Here is a 15,796-nt window from a genome sequence, read left to right as displayed (position 1 = left end):
GTGAGTTGAAGTGATGCAACGAAGTGTCTTGTTTTAAAGTAATTTCAATGTGTAATAGAATTTCTAATGCATATTGCAAGTTAAAGAAGCTTGTTTTAATTGAAAAAGAAAAGTTGGTGATAGTACGACGTTTGGATAAATTAGGTATTAAGCAAAGCTTCCTTAAACTCTTTCAAAATCAATTCGTGGTCAAAAGCCAGATTTGGAATCTCATCTAAGCCAAACCATTTTGCCTTGTCCGCATCGTCACCCGCTTGTGCATTTAGTTCATCTTCTACAAAAGCATAAAAAACGATTGATACCGTCCTTCCTCTAGGATCGCGATCAACAGCACCATAGCTCTTAAATTGTTTTATTTGAATGTTTTGGATATGCGTTTCTTCTTTCAGTTCGCGTAACGCAGCTGTTTCCAGATCTTCATCCATATCTAAAAAACCACCGGGGAATGCCCATGTTCCTTCATAAGGGCTATGTTTCCTTTCAATAAATAAAACCTTGGGTATACTGTCTTTGGTAACCAGTATTATATCGACGGTTACAGCCGGACGAGGGTATTCATAAGTGAAACTCATAGGATCAGGCAGATATGATTCTTTTGATAACCCTTAACTTGTGTGAGTATTTATTCGTGTCATGATTAAAAATACCCTGGTGATCAATCGAGTCTATTCTGACTTCTCCGTGGGCATGAATCACTTTACCTGACCCCAGGCATATCCCTACATGAACAATATGCCCCTCGGCATTATCAAAAAACGCAAGATCACCAATTCTGGCTTCCTCAACAAAACTAACGTTATTACCGAGTTCTATTTGTTGATACGCGTCTCTGGGAATTCGGGTTCCGTTAATCTTAAAAACAATTTGCGACAAGCCCGAACAGTCGATGCCAAAGTACGATCTTCCTCCCCAAAGATAGGGTGTGTGTAATAAAGAAGTGGCTACCTCCCTAATTCCCAATTCTTTATTTGATGGTATCTGGCCCGAAATAAAATAATCGTTTTTTCCGATGGAAAAACTATTTCTGTCGTGACCATTAAACACGATGCGACTACCGGCAGATATAATCATAGGTGCGCTGGAGCCGTCTTTAACAATGTTGATTTTAGGTGTAGGAACCATCCATGCATCGGCGTTTTTCCATAGCTCATACTCTGTTTCAGCCATAGAAAAAATTAGTTTTGCGTCAATCCAGCCTTCATAGCCATCAAAGTCCATCTTGATTCTTGCCCACTTCTCCTCTTTTTCCAGAACCACAAAGGTCTCTCCAAAAAGAATCTGTGTAACAAGCTCCGATGCCTCAGATGGTTCTTTCCGTACCGGAATAAAACTATATACGCTTATTGAACCATTCATATACCTTAATATTTAGTGCTGCGAATATACCAAAATATGCCAATACTAAATTGAGCGTGATGCAAAAATATCATTATACAATAGTCGAAGCCTTATTTTGTGGCTGATTTTACGCATATTTGTTGATATATTATTTAAGTCAATTAATATTTATGAAAGAGTTTGTTCAACGTTTAAAAAAATATTCGCAGGCATCTTATCGGATTCTGCTGTTTTTGGCTGCGGTACTTATTATTGCCAACCTGATGCCCAGGGAACGTAAGCTTAGGTACGATTATAGCAAGGGTGAACCCTGGCGATATGATGTGTTGATTGCCCCGTTTGACTTTAGGATTTTCAAGACTGATCAGGAATTGGAAGTGGAGCGAGATAGTATCCTTAAAAATTTCAGGCCTTATTTTACATACGATAGTGCGGCTGTGGTTAATGTTAAACGGGAGTTTTTAAGTGCCTATGAAAAAAAAATGCCCGATTATGTGCAAAAATACAAGTTTCTAAATGGTAAAATTAAGAACAAGGAAAACGCACGGCTGGTTTCGGAATTGGTAGATACTATCTTGTGGCAAGTATATGCTAAGGGGGTGATTGCTATACCCGAAGAATATGCGGAAAGGAAAGATGAACTGGAGCTGATGCTGGTGAATGAGAACCTAGCGGAACCCTTTATGGCCAACGAATTTTTCACCCTCAGGTCTTCGTACCAGTTTATTATTAAAGAATTAGCCAAAGGATTAGCTTTTACGACCAATGATTTTAGGGGAGTTGAGAATTTTATTTCGGAACTGCAAATTAATGATTTTTTAATCACCAACATTAATCTAGATAAGGAAAGAACTTTAAACGAAAAGGATAGAGCACTTAAAAACCTGGCATTAACAAATGGTATAGTGCTTGGGGGGCAACGTGTGATCGAAAAAGGAGAGATCATTAACGATAGCGGAATTAAAAAACTGAATTCCTACAAAAAAGAATACGAATCGAGGGTGGGAACTTTGTCGCAGTACAATCAGATTTTGGCAGGACATGTATTGACCACCTTAATGTTTTTGACCGGTTTGTTTCTTTTCCTGTATTTTTATAGGAAAGACGTGTTCCTCAACCTGAATTATATCACTTTTCTGTTGATGATATTATGTACCATTATCCTGATGGCTTTTATCTCCCATCGTATTCCCGATGTGCCCATCTGGGTTATTCCATTTACGATATTGCCATTAATTGTGAGAACATTTATGGATTCGCGACTTGGTTTCTTTATGTTCGTTGTGGCCATGGTGCTGGCGTCGTTTTTTAGCGATAATAGTTTCGAGTTTATCTTTTTGCAAATTCCGGCAGGTATTGCTGCTATCTTTAGTCTGTATAAAATGGCACGAAGGGCACAGATTGTGCGATCCGCCATTTTTATTTTCCTGACCTATTCCGTGTTTTATACCGGTTTGCATTTGATGCAGGAAGGAGATATCCAGACGATTAATTACAGATATTATATGTATTTTGCGATCAATGGCATTTTGATTTTGGCCGTGTATCCTTTGATTTATATTTTCGAGAAACTTTTTGGTTTTCTTTCCGACGTAACGTTGGTGGAGCTATCGGATACCAATCATCCACTGCTTCGCAAGCTGGCGGAAAATGCGCCGGGAACATTCCAACACTCTATCCAGGTAGGTAATTTAGCACAGGAAGTAGCCTATAAAATCGATGCCAACCCGCTTTTGGTGCGAGCAGGGGCCATGTATCATGATATCGGTAAATCAGCTACGCCGTTGTATTTTACCGAAAACCAAATTTCGGGAATCAATCCGCATGATAATATGGATTTTGAAGATAGTGCCAAACTGGTAATCGATCATATTGAGGGAGGAGTGAAAATTGCCCGTAAGCATAAGTTGCCCGAAAAGATCATTGATTTTATTTCTACCCATCAAGGGACTACCAAGGCCCGATATTTTTATAATTCGTTTATCAATAAATATCCGGATAAAGAACCGGAAGAAAAGAATTTTACCTATCCGGGGCCCACCCCTTTTACCAAGGAAACGGCTATTTTAATGATGGCCGATTCAATAGAGGCTGCCAGTAGAAGCTTGAAGAATTATACCGACGAAGCCATTGACAAGCTGGTGGAGAATATTGTGAATACCCAGATAAAAGAAGGTCAGTTTTTTAACGCGCCTATTACTTTTAGGGAAATTACTACGGCCAAAATGGTTTTTAAGCAAAAACTGAAAAATATATATCACGCACGGGTCTCATATCCAAAAGTGAAGAAGAAGAAATAGTATCCGGTCATCAGTCAACAGTAGCTTAGCGACGGAGTGATAAATGTGGAGGGTGGAGAGCGGAGAGTACTGAGTATTATGTAAGAAATTAATAAATACACATATTCAATCATCTAACCAGAGAAAGGTTAGAGCCCCAACGGTGTGAACTGTATTCTCCAAGGGTGAAGCGTAGCGGAAACTGGGTACAACAAGTGAAATAAAGTGACCTGTCGGTGCCGGACAGTCGTATTGCAAAACCAATTAATATGTGCAGTTATTTTGGGGCTGAAATTATATAAACCGCTCGATAACAAATTGATATGTACACGCATAGAAGGGTGTCATCCTTTTATGCGTGTTGAAAATGAAGGATGCTTTCCCATTCTTAAATTTCGAATAGTGATGTCTATTAAAACACTTCATAATGGCCGTCGTTCATCGCTTTACCCGGGTTAATATTATATGTATCCGACAGCGTCGTCCGGGATGATGTAAGTCCGGAACTCACGGAACACTGTTCAGCTTCACCTTTGGTTTAATTGCTGGTAGGGCTGGAACTCAGTTTCTGATCATTTATCTTAAAAACCGAAATCGATTTTTTAAGCAGAACAGATAGTTCTTCGAGCTCTCGGGCCGCGGTACTTATTTCATCGGAGTTGGATGCGTTACGTTGCGTAATCTGATTTAATTGTTGTAGCGCATTGTTAATTTGTTCAACCCCTGATACCTGCTCCAGCGAGGCGCTGGTAATCTCCTGAACAAGCATGGCCGTTTTTTCAATTTCAGGTGTTATCTGCTTTAAATTGTCGTTGGCCACTTTGGAACTGTTAATAGTATTTTGCGAAGCAGCATTAATTTCCCCGGCTGCTTGCTGACTCCTTTCGGCCAGTTTACGTACTTCGGCAGCTACTACTGCAAAACCTCTTCCTTCCTGCCCGGCTCTGGCTGCTTCAACAGCAGCGTTGAGTGCCAATATATTGGTCTGAAACGCTATGTCGCCGATAATGGATATTTTTTCAGTAATCGCATCCAGGTATTGTTTCGCTTCTTCGGAGCTGGCATTGCTTATTTTTATGCCTTCCACTGCCTGAACCGCAATTCGTTCGGTTTCCTTAGAATTGTCGGTGTTTTGCTGTATGTTGGCGTACATCTCCTCCATGGACGACGAAACCTCTTCGGCCGCTGAGGCTTGCTCGCTCGCTCCTTCACTCAGTTCTGTTGATTCTTTGGTCAGCCTTTCGCTGGCATATACCATTTTGCTCGCGCCTGTGCTTATTTCGTCGACCACATTTTTAATGTTACGTACCATAGTATCCAGGGCAGTGGCCAACCGGCCCACTTCATCCTTGCTATTGGAAGCGAATGACACGTTTAAATTGCCCAGGGCGGCTTGCTCGGCCAACGCTATTCCCTTTACCAATGGTTTGCTGATAGAGGTAGCCAATACATAGCTCAAGCTAATACCGAAAATCAGGACCGCAATTAGAGAAATAATCAGGATCTGCTTTTCCTGCTGCACTATGCGGGCGCTCTTTTCTCCCATTTCCAACAGATAGTCAAGTCCTAATTCCGATGCTTTTCTCACTTCCCACATCAGTGATTTTGCTATTTCAAATTTTTCAAGTTCTACCTTTCCGGTAATTTTGTATTGGGGAACAAAGTTTTCTATTTGACCTATAATGCGGTTTAATATATTTTTAAATTCTCGGGATACACCATGAACATTTTTTAATTGTTCCGCAGCTTTCAAAATGTCATCCATACATAATACATTCTTAGAATATGTACATTTCTGAAAATTTACATGCAATCGGTTGGCGTGAGCCAACGTTCTTTGAGTTGCGGTTGAGACCCGGGATTTTTCACCTACCCTATTTAATTCCGAAAAAAGGGTGTCGATTTCTTGAGATAGCTCTCGGATATTGATTTCATTAGCGGCAGATTGCTTTTTTTTGTTTTTAAAATTACGGGCCAAATTCTTTAGCCGATTTAGGTCGATACCTCTGTTCTCCAAAGAGTTGTTGGAGGAGTCGGAAAGTTCAATCAATTTTTCCAAAGCCTGCATATAACTTTCGAGCTGTTGCCCTGCCAGATTGTTGTAATAGGGATTACCTGTTAAATCGAAGGCATTCATATTACCATTGGCGAGTTCCCAAAAATGATCCATTTTTGATGATTCGTTCACCGAAGGAATATACCTGTTGGATAATAACTTTATTTCCTTGTCTACTTTCAGTAAATTAATAAGCAGTATTGTGCTGGAAACAACGGTCATTAGAATGACGATGCCAAATCCAATTCCAACCTTGTTTTTGATTTTAAGATCTCTCCAATTCATAAAAATACAGTTAATGAGTATACCTAAATTTTCAAATTAATTTAGGTGGTGACAGGGTTGGGGTGTGCAATTTAACGTACAATTTTAATAAATGTTACCAAAAGAAAGCAATATTTAAAACATTTTTTTGTTAATAGGGACTGGATTGAATGTGGTATTTTCTTACCTGTTTGTTAACTCGCTAAAATGATTAGCTTTGTATTGTAATATAACTGGTTTGTGTATTTCGACCCAATACTTCGTTTTGTAATTAACAATCATTAATTGCGGTTGCTTTCTTGTTGTAACGATTTGGTAAATAGAATTATTGTGGTTTTTATTTTGTAATTCGAAAAGTTAAATATTATATAGTTTAGAGATGAAAAATATTATCAGCATAATGCTTCTTGCGACCATTGTGTTCTTGGGGGGATGTAAAGATAAAGAGCAAGTGACAATTGGATTTTTATATCCTTCAGATTTAACAGTAAGATTTAACAAAGAAAGTAGCTTCTTTAAAGAGTACTGTGAAAAGCAGGGCGTTGAGGTGATTGTGAAAACGGCATCCAACGATGAATCGCTGCAAATAGAATTGGCCAACGAAATGATGGAACAAGGTGTGGATGCATTGGCGTTGATCGCGGCCAATGTTAACACGGCGGCAGTTATTGTTCGTAACGCACATGCCGACGGTATACCCGTACTGGCCTATAACAGGATGATAAAAAACAGCGATGTAGACTTTTTTGTGGCCAGCAGTAACGATTTGATAGGTAAAATAATGGTAGATGCTGTTTTAAAAGAAAAGCCCACAGGTAAATATGTTATTTTGGGAGGTGATAAGTTCGATAAAAACGGGGAGGAATTACAAGCTGCCGTAAAAAAACATTTGAAGTCCAAGATAGATCAAAAACAAGTTGAAATCGTTTACGAAACTTTTATCGAGAAATGGGATCCTAGTATTGCTGCCTTTGAAATGGATAAAGTAATCGCGTTACATGGCAATGACATTGATGCCGTAATAGCCGGATATGATGGTATAGCAGCTTCAGTAATTGATGTGCTGAGAGCCAATAAACTGGCTGGTAAGGTTGCAGTTACGGGACAAGATGCCGAACTGGCAGGATGTAAAAATGTAATTGCAGGCAACCAGTGTGTTACCGTTTTTCACCCATTAAAAACCATAGCCGAAAAAGGAGCTGAAATTGCTATTGAAATGGCTAAAGGAAAAAAACTTAAAGACTTTGCCAATAGTACCGACTTTAACGGACTAAAAGATATACCTACGCACAGGGTAAATTCAATTGCCGTAACAAAAGACAATATTGATCGGGTTTTGGTAGGTTCCGGCTTTTATACCCAAAAAGAATTGTACGAGTAGGATTGTAATTGAAATATATAACCAACAAAACCATATTGAAAATCAGTGTGGCTTTGTTGAATTAATTTCTTCCAAACTATTGCATATTACGGATCAGAACATAATAGGATTGTTCATACAATAAGAATACCTGTTATAATTAGCCGTGCTATGGGGAGACTGAATTAAAGGGTCGGGGCTAACAAACTGCATGGTGGTGGGGCAGTAGGTTCTTCCGTTTCCCGATTTGGCTAAGGCCATCGGGATTAGTTCGGCTATATGTTTTGTCTGCGTTGTCACTTGCCAAAAAAATAAGTCCTCACTGAACATATTAATTTCTGCCTTAAAAGTCAAACTCGAATATCCAAAACCTCTGTCGGTAATGGAAGAACTTGTTGTTGATGTATTCCCCCAATTATGTGGGTCTCTTTTCCTGCCCCAACTGTCGAATGCGTGTTCTTCAACTATATTACCAGAAGCATCAATAAGGGTGTTTAACGAGCCCAAATGGTCGGTTAATGTATAGTATATATTATTACCTGTGTTATCCATAACATAAATAGCTGCCAATCCTGTTGGACTTGTAATACCGATTAAATAATAAAATGCGTCCCTTGTTCACTTCGTTCCAACAGTCACTTTATTATTACATCGGCATTATCCCAAATGATTTTAAAGTTAAGGAGGTATAATATAATGAATATTTTTGGGTTAGCATCCGCCGGAATGTCATGCTAAAAACATGACCTCAACCAACGTTTGGTAAGGGGGTCAGCTTGCTCCGGAATATCCAGTAGTAATAGTAATAAAATAAGCAGATTGGTTATCGTAAATTTTGCACTTATCTGACATGCTGGAAAGATACACCAATTTATAAATATAATGGCACATGGTTTATGCCTATCGACTTCTAAAAGTTTGCAGTTTAAGCAAAGCAGTAGAATTGCTATTTAACTATGAGTATCCGTTGAATCATAACCCACATTGCCAGAAAAAACCTGTAATATAGGTTAACGGAATACAATTCCTACCAAAATTAGCAAGAGCTACAATCATTTAAATCGTAGCTCTCGTTATTGTTTGCAGCTTGCTTATTGCACGAACTACAAGTCCGCGCTAGCTGGGTACATTTATTGCCCTCTATTGATATTGTGCAAAGGTTAATGAAAGTATTTGCCGTAAGTGCCGACAACCTTTTAAACGATAATGAAAATAGCGTAGTGGAATTAGAAAACCACGAACTTAATGAGCAGTTAATGCTTATTAACCAGCTTGATGAAGACGAAAAAAACGCACTTATTAAAATTATTAATTCTATGCTGACTAAAAAAAGGATGAAAGACCTGTTGGATGGTAAAGCTAAATTCTAAAGCATAAAAAAGCCTGGACTTGCCAGGCTTTTTTATGATATACCCTAAGTTTAACAGGGTAATTATTTAATGCTTCGAATAAAATCTCCCATCTTAATACCTGTATAAACAAATAACACGAAAGGAAGAACTAAAATTATTATACCGATAAAAATCGAAACAAACTTGGGCATCTTCTGAAACTCCAATTTAATTTCTTTGTATTTCTGTCTCTTTATAAAATACACCCTGCAGAAATACCAGATTAATGAACCTAAAAAGAAAATTCCAAATCCCTCTAACAAGGCTATATACTTTTGTCTATTAACAAGAATATTTATTGCATAATAAATTGCTATTGCCATCGACAAAATAAACATAGAAATTAGACTACTTGCTCCATCCTCTCTATGCGAGGCCTTTTTGTTTATTAAAACAAAATAACAGTAATATATATAATGAAATATTTTTCTTGCCATGTCTAAAATTACCTATATCCAAAATTATTATCAATAAATGAATCCATCTCATCTCCATATATTAAGTAGCTGACGCCGTACACAATTCCAGCCCCTGCAGCAATACCAACGGTAATTGGGCCACCTAATATAGCTGCTCCTAAAATCAAGGTGTTAGCTCCTGCATTTACCCAGGTTGATGTATTGTCTGTTCCGTTTGCAACATGGTAACCCGCGATACCCCATGATGCAGCTATACCAAATCCTCCTGCCACTTTTGAAACAGCAGATATTTTTCCTAAAGCATTGGGTACTGTAGAAACCGTTTTCCCTGCAAGACTAGAATTAAACACTGCCTGCCTAACATATTCTGTTTCTATCACTTTCGCAAAGGCAGCTCCTCCTCGAACAACAGATGCACCGGTCTTTGTATATTGCCAGGCATCATCCCAACCAAAATCACCCCCGTCCGCTTGGGCATTATACTTTCCGAACAACTCTGCAATTCTATTTGCGTTGTTTGGGTTAAGGGCGGTTAACTTAGAAGGTACATAAATGTTAAAAAATTTAGTACCCTTCAAATATAACTCTCCATTTTTTAAAGTATAATCTAAAACCTGAACGTTTTCTCTCCTAAGTTTGCTTGTTTCTATATAAGAAACTTCACCAAATGTGCTAATACGTTGATTTAAACCATCCGTAAAAAATGAACCACCCTCTCTAGTATCCAAATTATATGCAAGCTGTTTTTCGTATTCAAGATTATTCCTTGGAGAACCCAAAACACCGTATTTAGGGAATATGGAACCACCTCCCCCTCCTCCTCCTGGAGCTCCCATGCTTAGCCATCTTTCCAATTGTGCTTTATTTATGGCATTAACTTCATTTTGATATGGGTAATATTGATACCCACTAGGGTCAGAATACATTATCGGGTTATTCATACAATATGAATACCTGTTATAATTGGCTGTGCTCTGGGGAGACTGAATTAAAGGGTCGGGGCTAACAAACTGCATGGTGGTGGGGCAGTAGGTTCTTCCGTTTCCCGATGGGTCTAAGGCCATCGGGATTAGTTCGGCTATATGTTTTGTCTGCGTTGTCACTTGCCAAAAAAATAAGTCCTTACTGAACATATTAATTTCTGCCTTAAAAGTCAAACTCGAATATCCAAAACCTCTGTCGGTAATGGAGGAAGTTGTAGTAGTAGAGCTTTCCCAATAATGCGGGTCTCTTCTTTTTCCCCAACTATCAAAGGCATGTTCTTCAACTATATTACCAGAAGCATCAATAAGGGTGTTTAACGAGCCCAAATGGTCAGTTAATGTATAGTATATATTATTACCTGTGTTATCCATAACATAAATAGCTGCCAATCCTGTTGGACTTGTAATACCGATTAAATAATAAAATGCGTCTCTTGTTCACTTCGTTCCAACAGTCGCTTTATTATATTATCGGCATTCTCCCAAATGATTTTAAGTTAAGGAGGTATAATATAATGAATATTTTTGGGTTAGCATCCGCCGGAATGTCATGCTAAAAATATGACCTCAACCAACGTTTGGTAAGGGGGTCAGCTTGCTCCGGAATATCCAGTAGTAATAGTAATAAAATAAGCAGATTGGTTATCGTAAATTTTGCACTTATCTGACATGCTGGAAAGATACACCAATTTATAAATATAATGGCACATGGTTTATGCCTATCGACTTCTAAAAGTTTGCAGTTTAAGCAAAGCAGTAGAATTACTATTTAACTATGAGTATCCGTTGAATCATAACCCACATTGCCAGAAAAAACCTGTAATATAGGTTAACGGAATACAATTCCTACCAAAATTAGCAAGAGCTACAATCATTTAAATCGTAGCTCTCGTTATTGTTTGCAGCTTGCTTATTGCACGAACTACAAGTCCGCGCTAGCTGGGGTTATGCGGGTCACATCGTTTACCCCAACTGTCAAAGGCATGTTCCTCAACAATATTGCCGCTATCGTCGATTAAGCAATTGAGTGAGCCCAGATGGTCGGTCAACGTGTAGTATATATTATTTCCCGTGTTATCCATTACGTATATTGCCGAAAGTCCTGTTGGTAATTTATTCCATGAGAGCCACAATTTTACATTGTAGCTCTCATTCTCTTATCATGAAAAGACGATTAAATAATACGATTAGTTAAGTAAGTAGTTCCTTGTAAGTTTTAGCATTTTTGATTTGCTTAAGCCATTCTTTACTTGCTTCTTTATCTAAACCTGAGACTTTATCCATTAAAAATTTCCTTAATTCTTCTACTGTAAAAGTATCTCCCGTATAAGTAAAAATCAGCTGTGTCTTTCTGATTAAAAAAAGTCTCCACCAGAAGTTCTCTACCCTTTTCGTATTTGAGACTTTAAAAATATTTCCTTTACTATCCATATATTTTTTGTTCAAAATATATTTATTCAAGAAGTCCATGTCATTCGAATGATAATATTCATCATAAACGAAAAATTCTTGACAATTTTCATCGGTCCACTGGATATTACTAATGTTAATAAGTGGGAATTCTATTTTCATCGTTCAAAAATTTAATAAACACCTTCATATAAAGTAATTACAGGGCCATATTTCTCATCTAACATATCACCGATTCCTCTAGCTTCTCCATTTATTATATAATTCACTCCCATCGTTCCAAAATCAGCTATAAACCAACCCGCAGCTGCTATTGAACCTATTCCTGTAAATGAACCTCCAATTGCAGTTGCATTGATAATATGGGATGGCATTACTTCTCCAGACAACCCTATATCAGCTACGAGAAGCACACTGCTTAATACGCCTAGTTTTGTGGAAATACTTCTGGCTTTACTAACTGTATTTAGTTGATTTATTCTCCAATGTTTAGCTCCAGGGTTTTTCCATCTGGACCTTTGCCAAACTTTCGCATAACCTGACTCCTTAGTTTTATGCCAAACTTCATTCCATTTGTAGTACTTTCCTTTAAAGAAAATATATTCTGATGCAATTCCTAAACTAGTATTAGCAGCCACCATAGCATATTTCAAGAACTCTCCTCCATTTCCATCAGCTAAACTACTAATCATTATATTTAGTGGGTTAACCTCAGTATTGGTATAAGGTATATAAAACTTTTTACTTGAAGTATCATAATCAAAGAAATGGCCATCAAAACCGGGCAATTGTCCAAATGCTCTACCGTTGTGTCCATTCGATCCACCAATTCCCTTTTCAATGGGATCTAAACGTGATGTATACTCAGACATACTCATTGAAACTCCCATCGACTGCGCTATTCCACTGGCATTGAATTCACTGGCCTCCATTGAAGCTCCAGAATACTTGTTGTCGTACATTCCGGAATGTGCAATATAACTCCAACCAACATTGGAATACTTAGCATAACTTTCCTGCCGTGCCCTGTTTATATGCGGAGTTTCACTACCTCCAATTGAGGTATGTCCCATCAAGTTCCCTGCATAAGGATTAAACCAAGGTTCCTCAACGTGGTAATATCTATACCCACTAGGGTCAGAATACATTATCGGGTTATTCATACAATATGAATACCTGTTATAATTGGCTGTGCTCTGGGGAGACTGAATTAAAGGGTCGGGGCTAACAAACTGCATGGTGGTGGGGCAATACACTCTACCGTTCCCCGATTTGGCTAAAGCCATCGGGATTAGTTCGGCTATATGTTTTGTCTGCGTTGTCACTTGTCAAAAAAATAAGTCCTCACTGAACATATTAATTTCTGCCTTAAAAGTCAAACTCGAATATCCAAAACCTCTTTCAGTAATGGAAGAACTTGTTGTTGATGTATTCCCCCAATTATGTGGGTCTCTTCTTTTTCCCCAACTATCAAAGGCATGCTCTTCTTCAATATCGCCATTGCTGTCGATTAGGCAGTTGAGCGAACCCAAATGGTCGGTTAATGTATAGTATATATTAATACCTGTGTTATCCATAACATAAATAGCAGCCAATCCTGTTGGACTCGTAATACCGATTAAATAATAAAATGCGTCCCTTGTTCACTTCGCTCCAACAGTCGCTTTATTATATTATCGGCATTCTCCCAAATGATTTTAAGTTAAGGAGGTATAATATAATGAATATTTTTGGGTTAGCATCCGCCGGAATGTCATGCTAAAAACATGACCTCAACCAACGTTTGGTAAGGGGGTCAGCTTGCTCCGGAATATCCAGTAGTAATAGTAATAAAATAAGCATATTGGTTATCGTAAATTTTGCACTTATCTGACATGCTGGAAAGATACACCAATTTATAAATATAATGGCACATGGTTTATGCCTATCGACTTCTAAAAGTTTGCAGTTTAAGCAAAGCAGTAGAATTGCTATTTAACTATGAGTATCCGTTGAATCATAACCCACATTGCCAGAAAAAACCTGTAATATAGGTTAACGGAATACAATTCCTACCAAAATTAGCAAGAGCTACAATCATTTAAATCGTAGCTCTCGTTATTGTTTGCAGCTTGCTTATTGCACGGACTACAAGTCCGCGCTAGCTGGGTTCATTATTCTTTGCCAAATTACAAGCCAGTTTGTTAAAGACAATTATGCCATTGCCCTTGATGGTTCTGATTTTAAAACAGGTTCTCTGAACAAACCTAGTAACATTAGACCAAACAGGCTATTTACTGCTGAAAAAAGTATTATTACACGAAAAATAGGAACTGTTAAACCAGAAGTGTTTGAAAAGGTTACAGACAAACTTATTGAGATTGTAAAGCATTGAAAAAGCCCGATTGCTCGGGCTTTTCTGTTTCTCTTCCTACAAACGTCCTATGTTATCTGCTATAACTACAATTAAGACAACTAAGGTTACACCCCATAAAAATGCTGTAATTAGATTGTATTTTTTATACAAGGATTGAGCACTTTTACTTTTAGAGCCATCTTTCATTTTTATGAAAGTTATTGCATTTTCCTTAAGATTATTTGGCAATAATTTTTTAGTATTTAACTCTTTGATAACAAAATATCGTATTGCAAAAAGTATGATGTAAATTCCTAAAATAATTGGCAATATTGTATTCATATCAAGCATGTTTTTAGATTAATATTTTGGGCCGTACCAAATACCTACCCCTGTTACTTGCCGATGAACCTGGTCAGCCCTGTCAAACGATTGAAATGCAGAATATGCATTTACACTGAATTTAAAGTCAAAGCCAAAACCTAAAGGCATCTGGTATCCAAAGCTAAGTGGAGTAATCATGGGAGCTTGACTTGTGGAGAAATCAAAATTCGCAAATGTGGCGTTACCACTCCATTGCGAATTATATCCATTATAATCCATTTTAACACCTCCATTTAACATTGCATGCCCAAACGAACCTTCAACAGTTGCTTTCCTATATGGGATATACTTAAACCCCTTCTCCGTCAAACGAAAAGTCATATAATCCATCGTTGCTGAAGCTTTTGCTTTTGCTCCAAATCCACCCAGGTTATAACTCCGTTCATAACCTACTCCAAATTTAATATTCAGTTCAATTAAGAGTTCATCTCCACTTGTACTACCCCCTCCAGATTGGGCATTATACTTTCCGAACAACTCTGCAATTCTATTTGCGTTGTTTGGGTTAAGGGCGGTTAACTTAGAAGGTACATAAATGTTAAAAAATTTAGTACCCTTCAAATATAACTCTCCATTTTTTAAAGTATAATCTAAAACCTGAACGTTTTCTCTCCTAAGTTTGCTTGTTTCTATATAAGAAACTTTACCAAATGTGCTAATACGTTGATTTAAACCATCCGTAAAAAATGAACCACCCTCTCTAGTATCCAAATTATATGCAAGCTGTTTTTCGTATTCAAGATTATTCCTTGGAGAACCCAAAACACCGTATTTAGGGAATATGGAACCACCTCCCCTTCCTCCTGGAGCTCCCATGCTTAGCCATCTTTCCAATTGTGCTTTATTTATGGCATTAACTTCATTTTGATATGGGTAATATTGATACCCACTAGGATCAGAATACATAATAGGATTGTTCATACAATAAGAATACCTGTTATAATTGGCAGAACTTTGAGGCGATTGTATAAATAGGTCGGGGCTAACAAACTGCATAGTGGTGGGGCAGTAGAAACGCCTTTGCCTTCGGCCATTTAAGCGACACTCGGCAGAGCAGAAGCAAGCTTCGCTCTGCGCTCGTTTATTGCTTAAATTCATATGGATTAAATCAAATTCCTTTAGTTCTTCGTGCATTGTAAAGCCCCTATCGGTAATAGAGGAAGTTGAAGTAGTGCTATTCCCCCAATTTTGCGGGTCTCGTCGTTTACCCCAGCTATCAAAGGCGTGCTCCTCAACAATATTGCCACTGTTGTCGATTAAGCAATTGAGTGAACCCAAATGGTCGGTCAGTGCGTAGTATATGTTGTTGCCCGTGTTGTCCATCACCTAAATAGCTGCCAGTCCAGTTGGGAAGGTAAATGTCTAAATGTAATTATTATTTTAATAATAAAGGCTGCACTATTTCTAATGCAACCTTAGTTAATTTACTAATTAAAAAGTTGACATGCAAAATTATGTACTTCTGGTATTAAAAATACCAATACCTGTACCATTAATAAAAGCAACATCGCTAACATTGGATAAATCCCCTTTGGCTTCTTTTGTGCTAACAATAATGACAATAAGAAAATTGCCAG

General features: G+C 37.9%; 14 protein-coding genes. 4 read left to right on the top strand and 10 right to left on the bottom strand.

The genetic code is table 11. The features are described from left to right. Positions 1-140 precede the first annotated feature (140 nt). Positions 141-572 (bottom strand): NUDIX domain-containing protein, encoded by a 432-nt coding sequence (locus ACRD64_RS16535; protein ID WP_430934563.1) that lies wholly within the window; start codon positions 570-572, stop codon positions 141-143. A gap of 4 nt (positions 573-576) precedes the next feature. Beyond that, complete coding sequence (locus ACRD64_RS16530) at positions 577-1,356, bottom strand: NlpC/P60 family protein (RefSeq protein WP_430934562.1); 780 nt, start codon at positions 1,354-1,356, stop codon at positions 577-579. Positions 1,357-1,508: 152 nt separating this feature from the next. Here ACRD64_RS16530 and ACRD64_RS16525 point away from each other — a divergent pair, with 152 nt between their 5' ends. Continuing rightward, entirely contained in the window at positions 1,509-3,638 is a 2,130-nt protein-coding gene (locus tag ACRD64_RS16525) for an HD family phosphohydrolase (protein WP_430934561.1), read from the top strand. A gap of 517 nt (positions 3,639-4,155) precedes the next feature. Here the strand turns inward: ACRD64_RS16525 and ACRD64_RS16520 are convergent. Further along, entirely contained in the window at positions 4,156-5,958 is a 1,803-nt protein-coding gene (locus ACRD64_RS16520) for a methyl-accepting chemotaxis protein (protein WP_430934560.1), read from the bottom strand. Positions 5,959-6,316: 358 nt separating this feature from the next. Here ACRD64_RS16520 and ACRD64_RS16515 point away from each other — a divergent pair, with 358 nt between their 5' ends. Beyond that, positions 6,317-7,318 carry a substrate-binding domain-containing protein gene (locus ACRD64_RS16515; RefSeq protein ID WP_430934559.1) on the top strand — a complete coding sequence of 334 codons (1,002 nt, stop codon included), beginning with the start codon at positions 6,317-6,319 and terminating at the stop codon, positions 7,316-7,318. Between the two features lie 93 nt (positions 7,319-7,411). Here the strand turns inward: ACRD64_RS16515 and ACRD64_RS16510 are convergent, their stop codons facing one another. Continuing rightward, positions 7,412-7,849 (bottom strand): RHS repeat domain-containing protein, encoded by a 438-nt coding sequence (locus tag ACRD64_RS16510; RefSeq protein WP_430934558.1) that lies wholly within the window; start codon positions 7,847-7,849, stop codon positions 7,412-7,414. A 611-nt stretch (positions 7,850-8,460) separates the two neighbouring features. Between ACRD64_RS16510 and ACRD64_RS16505 the strand changes: the two genes are divergently transcribed. Then, positions 8,461-8,667 carry a hypothetical protein gene (locus tag ACRD64_RS16505; protein ID WP_430934557.1) on the top strand — a complete coding sequence of 69 codons (207 nt, stop codon included), beginning with the start codon at positions 8,461-8,463 and terminating at the stop codon, positions 8,665-8,667. Between the two features lie 466 nt (positions 8,668-9,133). Here the strand turns inward: ACRD64_RS16505 and ACRD64_RS16500 are convergent, their stop codons facing one another. The 4 genes from ACRD64_RS16500 to ACRD64_RS16485 form a co-directional block, all read right to left on the bottom strand. Continuing rightward, positions 9,134-10,462 (bottom strand): RHS repeat-associated core domain-containing protein, encoded by a 1,329-nt coding sequence (locus tag ACRD64_RS16500; protein WP_430934556.1) that lies wholly within the window; start codon positions 10,460-10,462, stop codon positions 9,134-9,136. An 819-nt stretch (positions 10,463-11,281) separates the two neighbouring features. Next, the gene (locus tag ACRD64_RS16495) at positions 11,282-11,662 is read right to left on the bottom strand and encodes a hypothetical protein (RefSeq protein ID WP_430934555.1); all 381 of its coding nucleotides are present in this window, start codon (positions 11,660-11,662) and stop codon (positions 11,282-11,284) included. Between the two features lie 11 nt (positions 11,663-11,673). Then, a complete protein-coding gene (locus ACRD64_RS16490) occupies positions 11,674-12,825 on the bottom strand; it encodes an RHS repeat-associated core domain-containing protein (RefSeq protein ID WP_430934554.1) in 1,152 nt (383 codons plus the stop codon). A 3-nt stretch (positions 12,826-12,828) separates the two neighbouring features. Further along, complete coding sequence (locus ACRD64_RS16485) at positions 12,829-13,077, bottom strand: hypothetical protein (RefSeq protein ID WP_430934553.1); 249 nt, start codon at positions 13,075-13,077, stop codon at positions 12,829-12,831. 527 nt (positions 13,078-13,604) lie between these two features. On the opposite strand from ACRD64_RS16485, the gene ACRD64_RS16480 reads away from it, so the two are divergent. Then, positions 13,605-13,874: a type II toxin-antitoxin system PemK/MazF family toxin gene (locus tag ACRD64_RS16480; protein WP_430934552.1), complete on the top strand. Its 270-nt coding sequence runs from the start codon at positions 13,605-13,607 to the stop codon at positions 13,872-13,874. A 36-nt stretch (positions 13,875-13,910) separates the two neighbouring features. Here ACRD64_RS16480 and ACRD64_RS16475 read toward each other — a convergent pair whose 3' ends face one another. Next, positions 13,911-14,177 carry a hypothetical protein gene (locus ACRD64_RS16475; protein WP_430934551.1) on the bottom strand — a complete coding sequence of 89 codons (267 nt, stop codon included), beginning with the start codon at positions 14,175-14,177 and terminating at the stop codon, positions 13,911-13,913. Between the two features lie 18 nt (positions 14,178-14,195). Further along, positions 14,196-15,542, bottom strand: coding sequence for an RHS repeat domain-containing protein (locus ACRD64_RS16470; RefSeq protein ID WP_430934550.1), 1,347 nt, complete (start codon positions 15,540-15,542; stop codon positions 14,196-14,198). Positions 15,543-15,796 lie beyond the last annotated feature (254 nt).

The sequence above is a fragment of the Saccharicrinis sp. 156 genome, from assembly GCF_050589685.1.
In the GTDB taxonomy this organism is placed as follows: Bacteria; Bacteroidota; Bacteroidia; order Bacteroidales; family Marinilabiliaceae; genus Saccharicrinis.
The sequence above is the reverse complement of the archived record's forward strand: the minus strand, read 5'-3'. Positions and strand labels throughout refer to the sequence as shown.